General features: G+C 61.0%; 5 protein-coding genes and 8 rRNA genes. 2 read left to right on the forward strand and 11 right to left on the reverse strand.

Annotated elements, in window-relative coordinates; genetic code table 11:
• Both JOD48_RS00005 and JOD48_RS00010 read right to left on the reverse strand, forming a co-directional pair.
• Positions 1–1,201: ribosomal RNA gene (locus JOD48_RS00005) — 23S ribosomal RNA — on the reverse strand; the annotation flags it as partial.
• A 399-nt stretch (positions 1,202–1,600) separates the two neighbouring features.
• Positions 1,601–3,122, reverse strand: a 16S ribosomal RNA gene (locus JOD48_RS00010).
• A 612-nt stretch (positions 3,123–3,734) separates the two neighbouring features.
• Between JOD48_RS00010 and JOD48_RS00015 the strand changes: the two genes are divergently transcribed.
• Positions 3,735–4,079: a putative quinol monooxygenase gene (locus JOD48_RS00015; protein WP_204806562.1), complete on the forward strand. Its 345-nt coding sequence runs from the start codon at positions 3,735–3,737 to the stop codon at positions 4,077–4,079.
• 642 nt (positions 4,080–4,721) lie between these two features.
• Here JOD48_RS00015 and JOD48_RS00020 read toward each other — a convergent pair.
• The 4 genes from JOD48_RS00020 to JOD48_RS00035 all read right to left on the reverse strand — a co-directional run bounded on the left by JOD48_RS00020 (position 4,722) and on the right by JOD48_RS00035 (position 11,047).
• Positions 4,722–5,540, reverse strand: a complete 819-nt coding sequence (locus JOD48_RS00020) for a TrmH family RNA methyltransferase (RefSeq protein WP_204806564.1) — start codon at positions 5,538–5,540, stop codon at positions 4,722–4,724.
• A gap of 271 nt (positions 5,541–5,811) precedes the next feature.
• A 5S ribosomal RNA gene (gene rrf / locus JOD48_RS00025) occupies positions 5,812–5,928 on the reverse strand.
• A gap of 91 nt (positions 5,929–6,019) precedes the next feature.
• Positions 6,020–9,127, reverse strand: a 23S ribosomal RNA gene (locus tag JOD48_RS00030).
• A 399-nt stretch (positions 9,128–9,526) separates the two neighbouring features.
• Positions 9,527–11,047 (reverse strand): 16S ribosomal RNA (locus tag JOD48_RS00035).
• A 612-nt stretch (positions 11,048–11,659) separates the two neighbouring features.
• Here JOD48_RS00035 and JOD48_RS00040 point away from each other — a divergent pair.
• On the forward strand, positions 11,660–12,004 hold the full coding sequence (locus JOD48_RS00040; RefSeq protein WP_204806562.1) for a putative quinol monooxygenase: 345 nt from the start codon (positions 11,660–11,662) through the stop codon (positions 12,002–12,004).
• Positions 12,005–12,646: 642 nt separating this feature from the next.
• On the opposite strand, the gene JOD48_RS00045 is transcribed toward JOD48_RS00040, so the two are convergent.
• From JOD48_RS00045 to JOD48_RS00065, 5 genes are all read right to left on the reverse strand, one after another.
• Positions 12,647–13,465, reverse strand: coding sequence for a TrmH family RNA methyltransferase (locus JOD48_RS00045; RefSeq protein WP_204806564.1), 819 nt, complete (start codon positions 13,463–13,465; stop codon positions 12,647–12,649).
• Between the two features lie 271 nt (positions 13,466–13,736).
• Positions 13,737–13,853, reverse strand: a 5S ribosomal RNA gene (rrf, locus tag JOD48_RS00050).
• 91 nt (positions 13,854–13,944) lie between these two features.
• Positions 13,945–17,052, reverse strand: a 23S ribosomal RNA gene (locus JOD48_RS00055).
• 399 nt (positions 17,053–17,451) lie between these two features.
• Positions 17,452–18,972 (reverse strand): 16S ribosomal RNA (locus JOD48_RS00060).
• Positions 18,973–19,571: 599 nt separating this feature from the next.
• Positions 19,572–20,639 (reverse strand): helix-turn-helix transcriptional regulator, encoded by a 1,068-nt coding sequence (locus tag JOD48_RS00065; protein ID WP_204806566.1) that lies wholly within the window; start codon positions 20,637–20,639, stop codon positions 19,572–19,574.
• Between the last annotated feature and the right edge of the window lie 60 nt (positions 20,640–20,699).

Raw genomic sequence — 20,699 nt, forward strand, 5'->3', positions numbered from 1 at the left:
GGCGCGGAATCACTTGACCAGTGAGCTATTACGCACTCTTTCAAGGGTGGCTGCTTCTAAGCCAACCTCCTGGTTGTCTGTGCAACTCCACATCCTTTCCCACTTAGCACACGCTTAGGGCCTTAGCTGGTGGTCTGGGCTGTTTCCCTCTCGACTACGGAGCTTATCCCCCGCAGTCTCACTCCCGCGCTCTCACTTACCGGCATTCGGAGTTTGGCTGACGTCAGTAACCTTGTAGGGCCCATCGGCCATCCAGTAGCTCTACCTCCGGCAAGAAACACGCGAGGCTGCACCTAAATGCATTTCGGGGAGAACCAGCTATCACGAAGTTTGATTGGCCTTTCACCCCTAACCACAGGTCATCCCCCAGGTTTTCAACCCTGGTGGGTTCGGTCCTCCACGTAGTCTTACCCACGCTTCAACCTGCCCATGGCTAGATCACTTCGCTTCGGGTCTAGGCCCAGCGACTCATTCGCCCTATTCAGACTCGCTTTCGCTACGGCTTCCCCACACGGGTTAACCTTGCCACTGAGCACTAACTCGCAGGCTCATTCTTCAAAAGGCACGCTGTCACCCCTGCTAGGGAGGCTCCAACGGATTGTAGGCACACGGTTTCAGGTACTATTTCACTCCCCTCCCGGGGTACTTTTCACCTTTCCCTCACGGTACTGGTCCGCTATCGGTCACTAGGTAGTATTTAGGCTTAGCAAGTGGTCTTGCCGGATTCACACGGGATTTCTCGGGCCCCGTGCTACTTGGGATCCCCTTCGGGAGGCCGCGTCATTTCGTCTACGGGGGTCGCACCCTCTGTGCCGGGCCTTTCAATGCCCTTCGACTATAACGCGGCTTTCTGACTCCCTGACCGGGTACCAGCCCGGTCTGAAAGGTCCCACAACCCCGCCCATGCAACGCCTGGTAGCTATCACACATGAACGGTTTGGCCTGTTCCGCTTTCGCTCGCCACTACTCACGGAATATCTCTTCCTGTCGGTACTGAGATGTTTCACTTCCCGACGTTCCCTCCACACACCCTATATATTCAGGTGCGGGTCACTGGACATGACTCCAGCGGGGTTTCCCCATTCGGAGATCCTCGGATCACGGTTCGTTTGCCAACTCCCCGAGGCTTATCGCAGGCTACAACGTCCTTCATCGGCTCCTAGTGCCAAGGCATCCACCCTGTGCCCTTAAAAACTTGACAACAAAAAATTGCAGAGAACAAAGATAAATCTTTGATCTTACAAAGATGCTCGCGTCCACTGTGCAGTTCTCAAGCTACGGACGATCCCACCCGCTCCCACGGCCTACCAACACAACCGGTTGGCGGTTCACCCAGGAGACGCGATGGCCCGTTCAGAGCGACCCCACCCATGCGGGCGGTTCCCTCAGGACCCAACAGTGTGCTTGGCAAACCCTTCCCCCGTACCCGTGATGTTCCACCACCCACACAAGATGGGCAGGTACTGACACGAACCGTCATGGCCGAGCTCTTCGTTAATGTTCCACCCTTGAGCAACCATCCACCCACGCGTTCGGCGAGTGCCATGGCCTCTGCACAACCAGCACCACAAGGGCGCCGACTGTGAGTGATGCTCCTTAGAAAGGAGGTGATCCAGCCGCACCTTCCGGTACGGCTACCTTGTTACGACTTAGTCCCAATCGCCAGTCCCACCTTCGACAGCTCCCTCCACAAGGGTTGGGCCACCGGCTTCGGGTGTTACCGACTTTCGTGACTTGACGGGCGGTGTGTACAAGGCCCGGGAACGTATTCACCGCAGCGTTGCTGATCTGCGATTACTAGCGACTCCGACTTCATGGGGTCGAGTTGCAGACCCCAATCCGAACTGAGACCGGCTTTTTGGGATTCGCTCCACCTCGCGGTATCGCAGCCCTTTGTACCGGCCATTGTAGCATGCGTGAAGCCCAAGACATAAGGGGCATGATGATTTGACGTCATCCCCACCTTCCTCCGAGTTGACCCCGGCAGTCTCTTATGAGTCCCCACCATGACGTGCTGGCAACATAAGACGAGGGTTGCGCTCGTTGCGGGACTTAACCCAACATCTCACGACACGAGCTGACGACAACCATGCACCACCTGTACACCGACCTTGCGGGGCAACCATCTCTGGAAGTTTCCGGTGTATGTCAAGCCTTGGTAAGGTTCTTCGCGTTGCATCGAATTAATCCGCATGCTCCGCCGCTTGTGCGGGCCCCCGTCAATTCCTTTGAGTTTTAGCCTTGCGGCCGTACTCCCCAGGCGGGGCACTTAATGCGTTTGCTGCGGCACGGAACTCGTGGAATGAGCCCCACACCTAGTGCCCAACGTTTACGGCATGGACTACCAGGGTATCTAATCCTGTTCGCTCCCCATGCTTTCGCTCCTCAGCGTCAGTTGCGGCCCAGTGACCTGCCTTCGCCATCGGTGTTCCTCCTGATATCTGCGCATTCCACCGCTACACCAGGAATTCCAGTCACCCCTACCGCACTCTAGTCTGCCCGTACCCGATGCAAGCTCAAGGTTGAGCCTTGAGTTTTCACACCAGACGCGACAAACCGCCTACGAGCTCTTTACGCCCAATAATTCCGGACAACGCTTGCGCCCTACGTATTACCGCGGCTGCTGGCACGTAGTTAGCCGGCGCTTCTTCTGCAGGTACCGTCACTTGCGCTTCTTCCCTGCTGAAAGAGGTTTACAACCCGAAGGCCTTCATCCCTCACGCGGCGTCGCTGCATCAGGCTTTCGCCCATTGTGCAATATTCCCCACTGCTGCCTCCCGTAGGGAGTCTGGGCCGTGTCTCAGTCCCAGTGTGGCCGGTCGCCCTCTCAGGCCGGCTACCCGTCGTCGCCTTGGTAGGCCATTACCCCACCAACAAGCTGATAGGCCGCGAGTCCATCCCAGACCGATAAATCTTTCCAGACACTCCCCATGCAGGGGCGTCTCGTATCCAGTATTAGACCTCGTTTCCAAGGCTTATCCCGGAGTCTGGGGCAGGTTACTCACGTGTTACTCACCCGTTCGCCACTGATCCGCCCAGCAAGCTGGGCATCACCGTTCGACTTGCATGTGTTAAGCACGCCGCCAGCGTTCGTCCTGAGCCAGGATCAAACTCTCCGTAAATGTTTGCTATCAACCCCGAAGGATTAACAACCATACGAAGCGGACCCGAAGGTCCATAATCATGGCTACAAACCGAAAACATGACGTTTTCAATTCATACCAAATAGAAGTCTCAACACGAACACACAACACACACCAAACGATGCGCGCCACACGCCCATGCAGGACAATTGGCATTAACTATCAAGCACACTGTTGAGTTCTCAAGCAACCGACACGCACCGACTCCAACCCACCAGGGGCCTTCACTCGGGGCAACTTGTTAATCTTATCAGACTTTCCGGGGCTTTCCTACCTCGCGATTTCTCGTGAAGCGAGCCGCACAAGCCGACCACCTTCCCTACTCCTCAAGGAAACAAGAATCCCCAGGAGTCTTCAGGAAGTGTGGTTCACCCGGGGGATCCAGCCACTTCGCGGCGGCTCCGAAGAGCTTCGCAGTGGTGTCTGTTCCTCCCTGCCGGGCTGACTCAGAGAACATTACGGTGGTCGGGGCCCAACGGTCAAACCGGTGCCCCGTGACCCCGGTCACCGCGCGTCGTCAGGTCACCAGGGCCGATTCTGCGGCCCGGCACAGCCGGCGAACCTCCCCGGCCGCCCAGGTACCGTCGGGGCATGAACCTCTCCAGCGATACCGTTCGCCCGTCCCTCGCCGACCGCCCGGGTGACGGCGTGACCGTGCGCGTGCTCGTTCCCTGCACGGTCGACGAACGGCACCAGGCTCGTGCGCTCGAGGCCTATCGCGAGCTGGTCGCCGCGACCAGGCAGGAGGCCGGCTGCCTGTCGTACGAGCTCCTCCAGCGCGTGGGGGACTCCACCCGGTTCCTGCTCGTCGAGGAGTGGGAGTCGCAGGACCATCTCGACGCCCACACCCGGACGGAGCACTTCGTGCGGCTCGTCGCGGAGCTCGAGCAGCTCGAGAGGGCCGCGCCCGCAGAGCTCTACCGACGCGTTCTCTAGGACGCGCTCGCTCAGGCAGGCAACGCGGGGCCCCTGGTCTCCGACGCTCGCCCCTCGTCAACGGACGACCGCCGCACGTCCCGCAGCCAGGTCGCGACCGTGTCGACATCCGCGACGATCATCCCCACCGACGGGTCGACCTGGTGCAACAACACCCTGGCAGGGTGCGCGCCCTCGATCCACCTGCGGTCCCCGGCCGGGTACGTCATCGACCCAGACGAACGGGCGTCCGTCCGCGATGCGCACCAGTACCTTCGTCCTCCACTGCAGGTCGTCCACCCCGTGGTCGCCGTCGTCGGCAGGAAGGTCGGACACCCGTAGGTGCGGGAGGCCGAGCAACGGCGCGATCACCTCGTTGGCGCCGCGCATCCACGGTCGCCCTCATCAGCTCGCACCCCAGGCCGGTCAGCAGCGGGCCGAGAGCGCGAGCCACGCTCGCCAGGTGGGGGTTCGACGCCGCCGTCCAGGACTCAGGACCCGGAACACGCGGCAACTCCGGCTGCCGAACGGGAGCAGCGGCCCGTCGACGTCGAGGAACGGGATCTGGCGCGATGCGGCGCTCACCCCTGCACCGTTGTGCAAGCGGCATCTTCGACGCCGCCCCTCCCGAGACCGGCATGGCCCGCGTGCGGCTGGCGACTGCTATCTCGTCGACCGCTGGCGGCGTGCCTCGTAGAGCACGATCGAGGCTGCGTTGGCTGCGTTGAGGGAGCTGGCCGCGCCGGCCATCGGGATGCTGAGCGTGACGTCCGCTGCGTCGCGCCATGCGCGCGACAGCCCCGCGGTCTCGTTGCCGACGAGGAGCAGCACGGGCTGCGTCAGGTCGAACGCCGAGATCTCGGCGTCGCCGTCCTCGTCCGTTGCCGCGACGACGATCGGCACGCCGGCCGAACGCTGATGCTCGACCCACTCCACGACGTCGTGGGGAGACGCGGCGCGCACGGTCGGCACGGCGAAGAAGGAACCTGTCGAGGCGCGGACGGACTTCGGGTCGTACGCGTCTGCGGCGTGCCCGGTGGTGATCACACCGTGTGCGCCGAGGGCGTCCGCTGAGCGGATGATCGACCCGATGTTGCCCGGCTGCGTCGGGCGGTCGAAGACCAGACCGAGGAAGTCCGCACGCGCCGGAATCCGCGTGAGGTCGTCGGGAGCCATGCCGACGACCGCCAGTACCTCGGCCGCCCCCTCGGTCTTCTCGCTGAGCTCGGCCAGCAGGTCCGACGACATCGCCACCTTCTCGGCGTTCGGCTGCGACGCGAGCAGGTCGCGAGCCCAGGGCGAGAGCGACCGGTCGGCGTCGTACAGCAGGGCACGGACGTCCCACCCGTGCTCGATCGCCAGGTTGACCGGCCGGACGCCCTGCACGATGAACTCTCCGGCGCGGTGACGCTTGGAGCGGTTGGACAGGAGCGTCTGCAGCACCTGGAATCGAGCATTGCGTGCGCTGATGCGGGTGACCACGTGTTCCTCCGGAGACCTGGCAGCATCTGGGTCCGGCCGCCTGACTCGAAGGCTACCGGCTCGGCACGCGGCTCGAGGTCCTGGCCTGCGGCCGGCGGAACTTGGTCGCGCCGCGACCGAGGTCGACACACGCAACACAAGAGCCCCGAGACACCTGATGGTGTCCGGGGCTGAGTTACCAGCGGCGAGGGCCGGGGCGTCGAGTGCGCGCGATGCGATCCGGGTATGCCAAAGGCCCACCCCGTGAGGGGTGGGCCTTTGGTGAATGGTTGTCCGGCGGCGACCTACTCTCCCACCCCGTCTCCAGGGCAGTACCATCGGCGCTGAGAGGCTTAGCTTCCGGGTTCGGAATGGGACCGGGCGTTTCCCTCTCGCTATGACCGCCGTAACTCTATGGAGATGTTCGGGGCCCCCGGTTACGTGGGGGTGTGCCCGTATCTCGGGAACCGCACAGTGGACGCGTAGCAATAAGTTTGTGTGTTATCAAGTTGTCGGCTTATTAGTACCGGTCAGCTTCAGCAGTCTTTAGTCCTGCCTTACACATCCGGCCTATCTACCCAGTGGTCTAGCTGGGAGCCTCTCCCCCTTGCGGGGATGGAAACCTCATCTTGAAGCAGGCTTCCCGCTTAGATGCTTTCAGCGGTTATCCCTTCCGAACGTAGCTAACCAGCCGTGCTCCTGGCGGAACAACTGGCACACCAGAGGTTCGTCCGTCCCGGTCCTCTCGTACTAGGGACAGCCCTTCTCAAGTTTCCTGCGCGCGCAGCGGATAGGGACCGAACTGTCTCACGACGTTCTAAACCCAGCTCGCGTACCGCTTTAATGGGCGAACAGCCCAACCCTTGGGACCTACTCCAGCCCCAGGATGCGACGAGCCGACATCGAGGTGCCAAACCATGCCGTCGATATGGACTCTTGGGCAAGATCAGCCTGTTATCCCCGGGGTACCTTTTATCCGTTGAGCGACGGCGCTTCCACAAGCCACCGCCGGATCACTAGTTCCGACTTTCGTCCCTGCTCGACCTGTCAGTCTCACAGTCAAGCTCCCTTGTGCACTTGCACTCGACACCTGATTGCCAACCAGGCTGAGGGAACCTTTGAGCGCCTCCGTTACATTTTAGGAGGCAACCGCCCCAGTTAAACTACCCACCAGGCACTGTCCCTGATCCGGATTACGGACCGAGGTTAGATATCCAGAGCGACCAGAGTGGTATTTCAACGTTGACTCCACACACACTGGCGTGCATGCTTCACAGTCTCCCACCTATCCTACACAAGCCGCACCGAACACCAATACCAAGCTATAGTAAAGGTCCCGGGGTCTTTCCGTCCTGCTGCGCGTAACGAGCATCTTTACTCGTAGTGCAATTTCGCCGAGTTCGCGGTTGAGACAGCGGAGAAGTCGTTACGCCATTCGTGCAGGTCGGAACTTACCCGACAAGGAATTTCGCTACCTTAGGATGGTTATAGTTACCACCGCCGTTTACTGGGGCTTAAATTCTGAGCTTCGCTCCGAAGAGCTGACCCGTCCTCTTAACCTTCCAGCACCGGGCAGGCGTCAGTCCGTATACATCGTCTTGCGACTTCGCACGGACCTGTGTTTTTAGTAAACAGTCGCTTCTCCCTGGTCTCTGCGGCCGTCAACGCTCGGGAAGCTAGTTCCGTCACGCATCGGGCCCCCCTTCTCCCGAAGTTACGGGGGCATTTTGCCGAGTTCCTTAACCACGATTCTCTCGATCGCCTTAGTATTCTCTACCTGACCACCTGAGTCGGTTTAGGGTACGGGCGGCTAGAACCTCGCGCCGAGGCTTTTCTTGGCAGCATAGGATCACCCAATTCGCGCATACGCGCTATCTATCAGTTCTCAGGCTATGTGAACAGCGGATTTGCCTACTGTTCGCCCTACAACCTTGGACACGGTCAACCATCGCCGTGCTGGGCTACCTTCCTGCGTCACCCCTGTTAATACGCTTACCTAGTACCGGTTCGGGTCGCGCGCCGCTCCAGCGGTGTCTCCCGAAGGAGACGATGCTGGTTAAGGGCGCTTAGCATCACCGGGTTCGGTATGGGCGGTTCTTCGCCGGTAGGAGAATATCAACTCCTTGTCCATCGACTACGCCTGTCGGCCTCGCCTTAGGTCCCGACTTACCCAGGGCGGATTAGCCTGGCCCTGGAACCCTTGGTCATTCGGCGGACGGGTTTCTCACCCGTCTTTCGCTACTCATGCCTGCATTCTCACTCGTGTAGGCTCCACCGCTGGGTTACCCCGCGACTTCACTGCCCACACGACGCTCCCCTACCCATCCACACGCCTGGACCACGAAGGCCTAGCGTTTGTGTGAATGCCACAGCTTCGGCGGTGTACTTGAGCCCCGCTACATTGTCGGCGCGGAATCACTTGACCAGTGAGCTATTACGCACTCTTTCAAGGGTGGCTGCTTCTAAGCCAACCTCCTGGTTGTCTGTGCAACTCCACATCCTTTCCCACTTAGCACACGCTTAGGGGCCTTAGCTGGTGGTCTGGGCTGTTTCCCTCTCGACTACGGAGCTTATCCCCCGCAGTCTCACTCCCGCGCTCTCACTTACCGGCATTCGGAGTTTGGCTGACGTCAGTAACCTTGTAGGGCCCATCGGCCATCCAGTAGCTCTACCTCCGGCAAGAAACACGCGAGGCTGCACCTAAATGCATTTCGGGGAGAACCAGCTATCACGAAGTTTGATTGGCCTTTCACCCCTAACCACAGGTCATCCCCCAGGTTTTCAACCCTGGTGGGTTCGGTCCTCCACGTAGTCTTACCCACGCTTCAACCTGCCCATGGCTAGATCACTTCGCTTCGGGTCTAGGCCCAGCGACTCATTCGCCCTATTCAGACTCGCTTTCGCTACGGCTTCCCCACACGGGTTAACCTTGCCACTGAGCACTAACTCGCAGGCTCATTCTTCAAAAGGCACGCTGTCACCCCTGCTAGGGAGGCTCCAACGGATTGTAGGCACACGGTTTCAGGTACTATTTCACTCCCCTCCCGGGGTACTTTTCACCTTTCCCTCACGGTACTGGTCCGCTATCGGTCACTAGGTAGTATTTAGGCTTAGCAAGTGGTCTTGCCGGATTCACACGGGATTTCTCGGGCCCCGTGCTACTTGGGATCCCCTTCGGGAGGCCGCGTCATTTCGTCTACGGGGGTCGCACCCTCTGTGCCGGGCCTTTCAATGCCCTTCGACTATAACGCGGCTTTCTGACTCCCTGACCGGGTACCAGCCCGGTCTGAAAGGTCCCACAACCCCGCCCATGCAACGCCTGGTAGCTATCACACATGAACGGTTTGGCCTGTTCCGCTTTCGCTCGCCACTACTCACGGAATATCTCTTCCTGTCGGTACTGAGATGTTTCACTTCCCGACGTTCCCTCCACACACCCTATATATTCAGGTGCGGGTCACTGGACATGACTCCAGCGGGGTTTCCCCATTCGGAGATCCTCGGATCACGGTTCGTTTGCCAACTCCCCGAGGCTTATCGCAGGCTACAACGTCCTTCATCGGCTCCTAGTGCCAAGGCATCCACCCTGTGCCCTTAAAAACTTGACAACAAAAAATTGCAGAGAACAAAGATAAATCTTTGATCTTACAAAGATGCTCGCGTCCACTGTGCAGTTCTCAAGCTACGGACGATCCCACCCGCTCCCACGGCCTACCAACACAACCGGTTGGCGGTTCACCCAGGAGACGCGATGGCCCGTTCAGAGCGACCCCACCCATGCGGGCGGTTCCCTCAGGACCCAACAGTGTGCTTGGCAAACCCTTCCCCCGTACCCGTGATGTTCCACCACCCACACAAGATGGGCAGGTACTGACACGAACCGTCATGGCCGAGCTCTTCGTTAATGTTCCACCCTTGAGCAACCATCCACCCACGCGTTCGGCGAGTGCCATGGCCTCTGCACAACCAGCACCACAAGGGCGCCGACTGTGAGTGATGCTCCTTAGAAAGGAGGTGATCCAGCCGCACCTTCCGGTACGGCTACCTTGTTACGACTTAGTCCCAATCGCCAGTCCCACCTTCGACAGCTCCCTCCACAAGGGTTGGGCCACCGGCTTCGGGTGTTACCGACTTTCGTGACTTGACGGGCGGTGTGTACAAGGCCCGGGAACGTATTCACCGCAGCGTTGCTGATCTGCGATTACTAGCGACTCCGACTTCATGGGGTCGAGTTGCAGACCCCAATCCGAACTGAGACCGGCTTTTTGGGATTCGCTCCACCTCGCGGTATCGCAGCCCTTTGTACCGGCCATTGTAGCATGCGTGAAGCCCAAGACATAAGGGGCATGATGATTTGACGTCATCCCCACCTTCCTCCGAGTTGACCCCGGCAGTCTCTTATGAGTCCCCACCATGACGTGCTGGCAACATAAGACGAGGGTTGCGCTCGTTGCGGGACTTAACCCAACATCTCACGACACGAGCTGACGACAACCATGCACCACCTGTACACCGACCTTGCGGGGCAACCATCTCTGGAAGTTTCCGGTGTATGTCAAGCCTTGGTAAGGTTCTTCGCGTTGCATCGAATTAATCCGCATGCTCCGCCGCTTGTGCGGGCCCCCGTCAATTCCTTTGAGTTTTAGCCTTGCGGCCGTACTCCCCAGGCGGGGCACTTAATGCGTTTGCTGCGGCACGGAACTCGTGGAATGAGCCCCACACCTAGTGCCCAACGTTTACGGCATGGACTACCAGGGTATCTAATCCTGTTCGCTCCCCATGCTTTCGCTCCTCAGCGTCAGTTGCGGCCCAGTGACCTGCCTTCGCCATCGGTGTTCCTCCTGATATCTGCGCATTCCACCGCTACACCAGGAATTCCAGTCACCCCTACCGCACTCTAGTCTGCCCGTACCCGATGCAAGCTCAAGGTTGAGCCTTGAGTTTTCACACCAGACGCGACAAACCGCCTACGAGCTCTTTACGCCCAATAATTCCGGACAACGCTTGCGCCCTACGTATTACCGCGGCTGCTGGCACGTAGTTAGCCGGCGCTTCTTCTGCAGGTACCGTCACTTGCGCTTCTTCCCTGCTGAAAGAGGTTTACAACCCGAAGGCCTTCATCCCTCACGCGGCGTCGCTGCATCAGGCTTTCGCCCATTGTGCAATATTCCCCACTGCTGCCTCCCGTAGGAGTCTGGGCCGTGTCTCAGTCCCAGTGTGGCCGGTCGCCCTCTCAGGCCGGCTACCCGTCGTCGCCTTGGTAGGCCATTACCCCACCAACAAGCTGATAGGCCGCGAGTCCATCCCAGACCGATAAATCTTTCCAGACACTCCCCATGCAGGGGCGTCTCGTATCCAGTATTAGACCTCGTTTCCAAGGCTTATCCCGGAGTCTGGGGCAGGTTACTCACGTGTTACTCACCCGTTCGCCACTGATCCGCCCAGCAAGCTGGGCATCACCGTTCGACTTGCATGTGTTAAGCACGCCGCCAGCGTTCGTCCTGAGCCAGGATCAAACTCTCCGTAAATGTTTGCTATCAACCCCGAAGGATTAACAACCATACGAAGCGGACCCGAAGGTCCATAATCATGGCTACAAACCGAAAACATGACGTTTTCAATTCATACCAAATAGAAGTCTCAACACGAACACACAACACACACCAAACGATGCGCGCCACACGCCCATGCAGGACAATTGGCATTAACTATCAAGCACACTGTTGAGTTCTCAAGCAACCGACACGCACCGACTCCAACCCACCAGGGGCCTTCACTCGGGGCAACTTGTTAATCTTATCAGACTTTCCGGGGCTTTCCTACCTCGCGATTTCTCGTGAAGCGAGCCGCACAAGCCGACCACCTTCCCTACTCCTCAAGGAAACAAGAATCCCCAGGAGTCTTCAGGAAGTGTGGTTCACCCGGGGGATCCAGCCACTTCGCGGCGGCTCCGAAGAGCTTCGCAGTGGTGTCTGTTCCTCCCTGCCGGGCTGACTCAGAGAACATTACGGTGGTCGGGGCCCAACGGTCAAACCGGTGCCCCGTGACCCCGGTCACCGCGCGTCGTCAGGTCACCAGGGCCGATTCTGCGGCCCGGCACAGCCGGCGAACCTCCCCGGCCGCCCAGGTACCGTCGGGGCATGAACCTCTCCAGCGATACCGTTCGCCCGTCCCTCGCCGACCGCCCGGGTGACGGCGTGACCGTGCGCGTGCTCGTTCCCTGCACGGTCGACGAACGGCACCAGGCTCGTGCGCTCGAGGCCTATCGCGAGCTGGTCGCCGCGACCAGGCAGGAGGCCGGCTGCCTGTCGTACGAGCTCCTCCAGCGCGTGGGGGACTCCACCCGGTTCCTGCTCGTCGAGGAGTGGGAGTCGCAGGACCATCTCGACGCCCACACCCGGACGGAGCACTTCGTGCGGCTCGTCGCGGAGCTCGAGCAGCTCGAGAGGGCCGCGCCCGCAGAGCTCTACCGACGCGTTCTCTAGGACGCGCTCGCTCAGGCAGGCAACGCGGGGCCCCTGGTCTCCGACGCTCGCCCCTCGTCAACGGACGACCGCCGCACGTCCCGCAGCCAGGTCGCGACCGTGTCGACATCCGCGACGATCATCCCCACCGACGGGTCGACCTGGTGCAACAACACCCTGGCAGGGTGCGCGCCCTCGATCCACCTGCGGTCCCCGGCCGGGTACGTCATCGACCCAGACGAACGGGCGTCCGTCCGCGATGCGCACCAGTACCTTCGTCCTCCACTGCAGGTCGTCCACCCCGTGGTCGCCGTCGTCGGCAGGAAGGTCGGACACCCGTAGGTGCGGGAGGCCGAGCAACGGCGCGATCACCTCGTTGGCGCCGCGCATCCACGGTCGCCCTCATCAGCTCGCACCCCAGGCCGGTCAGCAGCGGGCCGAGAGCGCGAGCCACGCTCGCCAGGTGGGGGTTCGACGCCGCCGTCCAGGACTCAGGACCCGGAACACGCGGCAACTCCGGCTGCCGAACGGGAGCAGCGGCCCGTCGACGTCGAGGAACGGGATCTGGCGCGATGCGGCGCTCACCCCTGCACCGTTGTGCAAGCGGCATCTTCGACGCCGCCCCTCCCGAGACCGGCATGGCCCGCGTGCGGCTGGCGACTGCTATCTCGTCGACCGCTGGCGGCGTGCCTCGTAGAGCACGATCGAGGCTGCGTTGGCTGCGTTGAGGGAGCTGGCCGCGCCGGCCATCGGGATGCTGAGCGTGACGTCCGCTGCGTCGCGCCATGCGCGCGACAGCCCCGCGGTCTCGTTGCCGACGAGGAGCAGCACGGGCTGCGTCAGGTCGAACGCCGAGATCTCGGCGTCGCCGTCCTCGTCCGTTGCCGCGACGACGATCGGCACGCCGGCCGAACGCTGATGCTCGACCCACTCCACGACGTCGTGGGGAGACGCGGCGCGCACGGTCGGCACGGCGAAGAAGGAACCTGTCGAGGCGCGGACGGACTTCGGGTCGTACGCGTCTGCGGCGTGCCCGGTGGTGATCACACCGTGTGCGCCGAGGGCGTCCGCTGAGCGGATGATCGACCCGATGTTGCCCGGCTGCGTCGGGCGGTCGAAGACCAGACCGAGGAAGTCCGCACGCGCCGGAATCCGCGTGAGGTCGTCGGGAGCCATGCCGACGACCGCCAGTACCTCGGCCGCCCCCTCGGTCTTCTCGCTGAGCTCGGCCAGCAGGTCCGACGACATCGCCACCTTCTCGGCGTTCGGCTGCGACGCGAGCAGGTCGCGAGCCCAGGGCGAGAGCGACCGGTCGGCGTCGTACAGCAGGGCACGGACGTCCCACCCGTGCTCGATCGCCAGGTTGACCGGCCGGACGCCCTGCACGATGAACTCTCCGGCGCGGTGACGCTTGGAGCGGTTGGACAGGAGCGTCTGCAGCACCTGGAATCGAGCATTGCGTGCGCTGATGCGGGTGACCACGTGTTCCTCCGGAGACCTGGCAGCATCTGGGTCCGGCCGCCTGACTCGAAGGCTACCGGCTCGGCACGCGGCTCGAGGTCCTGGCCTGCGGCCGGCGGAACTTGGTCGCGCCGCGACCGAGGTCGACACACGCAACACAAGAGCCCCGAGACACCTGATGGTGTCCGGGGCTGAGTTACCAGCGGCGAGGGCCGGGGCGTCGAGTGCGCGCGATGCGATCCGGGTATGCCAAAGGCCCACCCCGTGAGGGGTGGGCCTTTGGTGAATGGTTGTCCGGCGGCGACCTACTCTCCCACCCCGTCTCCAGGGCAGTACCATCGGCGCTGAGAGGCTTAGCTTCCGGGTTCGGAATGGGACCGGGCGTTTCCCTCTCGCTATGACCGCCGTAACTCTATGGAGATGTTCGGGGCCCCCGGTTACGTGGGGGTGTGCCCGTATCTCGGGAACCGCACAGTGGACGCGTAGCAATAAGTTTGTGTGTTATCAAGTTGTCGGCTTATTAGTACCGGTCAGCTTCAGCAGTCTTTAGTCCTGCCTTACACATCCGGCCTATCTACCCAGTGGTCTAGCTGGGAGCCTCTCCCCCTTGCGGGGATGGAAACCTCATCTTGAAGCAGGCTTCCCGCTTAGATGCTTTCAGCGGTTATCCCTTCCGAACGTAGCTAACCAGCCGTGCTCCTGGCGGAACAACTGGCACACCAGAGGTTCGTCCGTCCCGGTCCTCTCGTACTAGGGACAGCCCTTCTCAAGTTTCCTGCGCGCGCAGCGGATAGGGACCGAACTGTCTCACGACGTTCTAAACCCAGCTCGCGTACCGCTTTAATGGGCGAACAGCCCAACCCTTGGGACCTACTCCAGCCCCAGGATGCGACGAGCCGACATCGAGGTGCCAAACCATGCCGTCGATATGGACTCTTGGGCAAGATCAGCCTGTTATCCCCGGGGTACCTTTTATCCGTTGAGCGACGGCGCTTCCACAAGCCACCGCCGGATCACTAGTTCCGACTTTCGTCCCTGCTCGACCTGTCAGTCTCACAGTCAAGCTCCCTTGTGCACTTGCACTCGACACCTGATTGCCAACCAGGCTGAGGGAACCTTTGAGCGCCTCCGTTACATTTTAGGAGGCAACCGCCCCAGTTAAACTACCCACCAGGCACTGTCCCTGATCCGGATTACGGACCGAGGTTAGATATCCAGAGCGACCAGAGTGGTATTTCAACGTTGACTCCACACACACTGGCGTGCATGCTTCACAGTCTCCCACCTATCCTACACAAGCCGCACCGAACACCAATACCAAGCTATAGTAAAGGTCCCGGGGTCTTTCCGTCCTGCTGCGCGTAACGAGCATCTTTACTCGTAGTGCAATTTCGCCGAGTTCGCGGTTGAGACAGCGGAGAAGTCGTTACGCCATTCGTGCAGGTCGGAACTTACCCGACAAGGAATTTCGCTACCTTAGGATGGTTATAGTTACCACCGCCGTTTACTGGGGCTTAAATTCTGAGCTTCGCTCCGAAGAGCTGACCCGTCCTCTTAACCTTCCAGCACCGGGCAGGCGTCAGTCCGTATACATCGTCTTGCGACTTCGCACGGACCTGTGTTTTTAGTAAACAGTCGCTTCTCCCTGGTCTCTGCGGCCGTCAACGCTCGGGAAGCTAGTTCCGTCACGCATCGGGCCCCCCTTCTCCCGAAGTTACGGGGGCATTTTGCCGAGTTCCTTAACCACGATTCTCTCGATCGCCTTAGTATTCTCTACCTGACCACCTGAGTCGGTTTAGGGTACGGGCGGCTAGAACCTCGCGCCGAGGCTTTTCTTGGCAGCATAGGATCACCCAATTCGCGCATACGCGCTATCTATCAGTTCTCAGGCTATGTGAACAGCGGATTTGCCTACTGTTCGCCCTACAACCTTGGACACGGTCAACCATCGCCGTGCTGGGCTACCTTCCTGCGTCACCCCTGTTAATACGCTTACCTAGTACCGGTTCGGGTCGCGCGCCGCTCCAGCGGTGTCTCCCGAAGGAGACGATGCTGGTTAAGGGCGCTTAGCATCACCGGGTTCGGTATGGGCGGTTCTTCGCCGGTAGGAGAATATCAACTCCTTGTCCATCGACTACGCCTGTCGGCCTCGCCTTAGGTCCCGACTTACCCAGGGCGGATTAGCCTGGCCCTGGAACCCTTGGTCATTCGGCGGACGGGTTTCTCACCCGTCTTTCGCTACTCATGCCTGCATTCTCACTCGTGTAGGCTCCACCGCTGGGTTACCCCGCGACTTCACTGCCCACACGACGCTCCCCTACCCATCCACACGCCTGGACCACGAAGGCCTAGCGTTTGTGTGAATGCCACAGCTTCGGCGGTGTACTTGAGCCCCGCTACATTGTCGGCGCGGAATCACTTGACCAGTGAGCTATTACGCACTCTTTCAAGGGTGGCTGCTTCTAAGCCAACCTCCTGGTTGTCTGTGCAACTCCACATCCTTTCCCACTTAGCACACGCTTAGGGGCCTTAGCTGGTGGTCTGGGCTGTTTCCCTCTCGACTACGGAGCTTATCCCCCGCAGTCTCACTCCCGCGCTCTCACTTACCGGCATTCGGAGTTTGGCTGACGTCAGTAACCTTGTAGGGCCCATCGGCCATCCAGTAGCTCTACCTCCGGCAAGAAACACGCGAGGCTGCACCTAAATGCATTTCGGGGAGAACCAGCTATCACGAAGTTTGATTGGCCTTTCACCCCTAACCACAGGTCATCCCCCAGGTTTTCAACCCTGGTGGGTTCGGTCCTCCACGTAGTCTTACCCACGCTTCAACCTGCCCATGGCTAGATCACTTCGCTTCGGGTCTAGACCCAGCGACTCATTCGCCCTATTCAGACTCGCTTTCGCTACGGCTTCCCCACACGGGTTAACCTTGCCACTGAGCACTAACTCGCAGGCTCATTCTTCAAAAGGCACGCTGTCACCCCTGCTAGGGAGGCTCCAACGGATTGTAGGCACACGGTTTCAGGTACTATTTCACTCCCCTCCCGGGGTACTTTTCACCTTTCCCTCACGGTACTGGTCCGCTATCGGTCACTAGGTAGTATTTAGGCTTAGCAAGTGGTCTTGCCGGATTCACACGGGATTTCTCGGGCCCCGTGCTACTTGGGATCCCCTTCGGGAGGCCGCGTCATTTCGTCTACGGGGGTCGCACCCTCTGTGCCGGGCCTTTCAATGCCCTTCGACTATAACGCGGCTTTCTGACTCCCTGACCGGGTACCAGCCCGGTCTGAAAGGTCCCACAACCCCGCCCATGCAACGCCTGGTAGCTATCACACATGAACGGTTTGGCCTGTTCCGCTTTCGCTCGCCACTACTCACGGAATATCTCTTCCTGTCGGTACTGAGATGTTTCACTTCCCGACGTTCCCTCCACACACCCTATATATTCAGGTGCGGGTCACTGGACATGACTCCAGCGGGGTTTCCCCATTCGGAGATCCTCGGATCACGGTTCGTTTGCCAACTCCCCGAGGCTTATCGCAGGCTACAACGTCCTTCATCGGCTCCTAGTGCCAAGGCATCCACCCTGTGCCCTTAAAAACTTGACAACAAAAAATTGCAGAGAACAAAGATAAATCTTTGATCTTACAAAGATGCTCGCGTCCACTGTGCAGTTCTCAAGCTACGGACGATCCCACCCGCTCCCACGGCCTACCAACACAACCGGTTGGCGGTTCACCCAGGAGACGCGATGGCCCGTTCAGAGCGACCCCACCCATGCGGGCGGTTCCCTCAGGACCCAACAGTGTGCTTGGCAAACCCTTCCCCCGTACCCGTGATGTTCCACCACCCACACAAGATGGGCAGGTACTGACACGAACCGTCATGGCCGAGCTCTTCGTTAATGTTCCACCCTTGAGCAACCATCCACCCACGCGTTCGGCGAGTGCCATGGCCTCTGCACAACCAGCACCACAAGGGCGCCGACTGTGAGTGATGCTCCTTAGAAAGGAGGTGATCCAGCCGCACCTTCCGGTACGGCTACCTTGTTACGACTTAGTCCCAATCGCCAGTCCCACCTTCGACAGCTCCCTCCACAAGGGTTGGGCCACCGGCTTCGGGTGTTACCGACTTTCGTGACTTGACGGGCGGTGTGTACAAGGCCCGGGAACGTATTCACCGCAGCGTTGCTGATCTGCGATTACTAGCGACTCCGACTTCATGGGGTCGAGTTGCAGACCCCAATCCGAACTGAGACCGGCTTTTTGGGATTCGCTCCACCTCGCGGTATCGCAGCCCTTTGTACCGGCCATTGTAGCATGCGTGAAGCCCAAGACATAAGGGGCATGATGATTTGACGTCATCCCCACCTTCCTCCGAGTTGACCCCGGCAGTCTCTTATGAGTCCCCACCATGACGTGCTGGCAACATAAGACGAGGGTTGCGCTCGTTGCGGGACTTAACCCAACATCTCACGACACGAGCTGACGACAACCATGCACCACCTGTACACCGACCTTGCGGGGCAACCATCTCTGGAAGTTTCCGGTGTATGTCAAGCCTTGGTAAGGTTCTTCGCGTTGCATCGAATTAATCCGCATGCTCCGCCGCTTGTGCGGGCCCCCGTCAATTCCTTTGAGTTTTAGCCTTGCGGCCGTACTCCCCAGGCGGGGCACTTAATGCGTTTGCTGCGGCACGGAACTCGTGGAATGAGCCCCACACCTAGTGCCCAACGTTTACGGCATGGACTACCAGGGTATCTAATCCTGTTCGCTCCCCATGCTTTCGCTCCTCAGCGTCAGTTGCGGCCCAGTGACCTGCCTTCGCCATCGGTGTTCCTCCTGATATCTGCGCATTCCACCGCTACACCAGGAATTCCAGTCACCCCTACCGCACTCTAGTCTGCCCGTACCCGATGCAAGCTCAAGGTTGAGCCTTGAGTTTTCACACCAGACGCGACAAACCGCCTACGAGCTCTTTACGCCCAATAATTCCGGACAACGCTTGCGCCCTACGTATTACCGCGGCTGCTGGCACGTAGTTAGCCGGCGCTTCTTCTGCAGGTACCGTCACTTGCGCTTCTTCCCTGCTGAAAGAGGTTTACAACCCGAAGGCCTTCATCCCTCACGCGGCGTCGCTGCATCAGGCTTTCGCCCATTGTGCAATATTCCCCACTGCTGCCTCCCGTAGGAGTCTGGGCCGTGTCTCAGTCCCAGTGTGGCCGGTCGCCCTCTCAGGCCGGCTACCCGTCGTCGCCTTGGTAGGCCATTACCCCACCAACAAGCTGATAGGCCGCGAGTCCATCCCAGACCGATAAATCTTTCCAGACACTCCCCATGCAGGGGCGTCTCGTATCCAGTATTAGACCTCGTTTCCAAGGCTTATCCCGGAGTCTGGGGCAGGTTACTCACGTGTTACTCACCCGTTCGCCACTGATCCGCCCAGCAAGCTGGGCATCACCGTTCGACTTGCATGTGTTAAGCACGCCGCCAGCGTTCGTCCTGAGCCAGGATCAAACTCTCCGTAAATGTTTGCTATCAACCCCGAAGGATTAACAACCATACGAAGCGGACCCGAAGGTCCATAATCATGGCTACAAACCGAAAACATGACGTTTTCAATTCATACCAAATAGAAGTCTCAACACGAACACACAACACACACCAAACGATGCGCGCCACACGCCCATGCAGGACAATTGGCATTAACTATCAAGCACACTGTTGAGTTCTCAAGCAACCGACACGCACCGACTCCAACCCACCAGGGGCCTTCACTCGGGGCAACTTCTCTAACCTACCAGACCGGCTTCTTCGTTTCAAACCCGGCGAACCGGGTCAAACTCGGAGGTCGATCCCCGACGTCAGGTTCTGGAGGCGCGAGGCGTCCAGATCAAGATGTCGGATTTCAGTCCGGGGCAACAGCCACTTCGCGGCGGCTCCGAGGAGCTTCGCAGTGGTGTCTGTCTCTCCCTGCCGGGCTGACTTCGAGAACATTACGGGGAGGTGAACGCTCCGGTCAACCCGGCCGCGCGTGACCCCGGTCACCGAGAGGATCGGCGCCGCGCATCGGCGCGCACGGCCGCCGCGCATCGCCGAACAGAGCACCCCCCAGAGCACCGATCAGGTCACCGACCGGCGTCGCCGACGGCCCCCCGGTACCGCTCCCCCATCTCGCGGACCGCGGTGCGCAGCTCGGCCGGCCCGACGACCTCGAACGGGACGTCGAACATCCCGACCCACGCGGCCAGGCCGCGCCACGACCACGACCCCGCGACGAGCCGCGACCGGTCCGGTCCGAGGGCCTCGATCAGCCCCTGGTCCCCCACCCACGGTGCGAGGTCGTCCGCCCGGGCGTGCAGGACGACCTCGCCCTCGGCGGGCCATCGCGGACGGGAGAACTGGTGCGCGACGTACGCGGCGACGTCGGGCACGGGGCCCTGCCCGCGGGTGGCACGCCGCCCTGCGCCCCCTCCCCGCACTCCGCCAGGGTGTCCACGGTCCGTCGGCACCGCCGGCAGGTCGCGCGGCGCGAACCTCGGCCCCGTGGGCGTCCGCGGGGTCATCCGGTCGACGCGGAACGTGCGCCAGTCCTGGCGCTCGAGGTCCCACGCGACGAGGTACCAGCGCCCGCCCCACGTCACGAGGTGGTGCGGCTCGGCGCGGCGCGGGGGCCGGAAGGCCGCGTCGCCCGAGCCGAGCAGCGGCGCGGACCCGCCGTCGTAGTCGAAGCGCAGCACCTCGCGCGCCCGCACGGCGCTGCCCACCGCGACCAGCACGGCCGGGTCGACGTCGGGCCGCGCGGCCTGCCCGGACGACCGCACCACGGTCACCTCGAGCGCGTCGATCCGCCCGCGCAGCCGCGCGGGCATGACCTGGCGGATCGTCGCGAGCGCTCGCTGCGCCGGCTCCTCGAGCCCACCCACCTGGGACGTCTGGAGGGCGACCGCGACCGCGACGGCCTGCTCGTCGTCGAACAGCAGGGGCGGGAGGTCGGAGCCCGCGTCGAGGCGGTACCCGCCGTCGGGCCCCTTGGTCGCACGCACGGGGTAGCCGAGCTCGCGCAGGCGGTCGACGTCGCGCCGCACCGTGCGCGGGCTGACGCGCAGGCGCTCGGCGAGCGCCTCCCCCGGCCAGTCGCGGCGGGCCTGGAGCAGGGAGAGCAGGGCGAGGAGCCGGGCCGAGGTCTCGAGCATGCTCCCAGCGTCGCACGAGTAGCGGACAGAACCTGACCGCTACCTCCGACAGGGTGGAGT

The organism is Oerskovia paurometabola (assembly GCF_016907365.1).
GTDB lineage: Bacteria > Actinomycetota > Actinomycetes > Actinomycetales > Cellulomonadaceae > Oerskovia > Oerskovia paurometabola.

Coding starts and splice junctions, on each gene's coding strand:
- JOD48_RS00065 (WP_204806566.1), bottom strand. CDS start 20,639: ATGCTCGAGACCTCGGCCCGGCTCCTCGCCCTGCTCTCCCTGCTCCAG.
- JOD48_RS00040 (WP_204806562.1), top strand. CDS start 11,660: ATGAACCTCTCCAGCGATACCGTTCGCCCGTCCCTCGCCGACCGCCCG.
- JOD48_RS00015 (WP_204806562.1), top strand. CDS start 3,735: ATGAACCTCTCCAGCGATACCGTTCGCCCGTCCCTCGCCGACCGCCCG.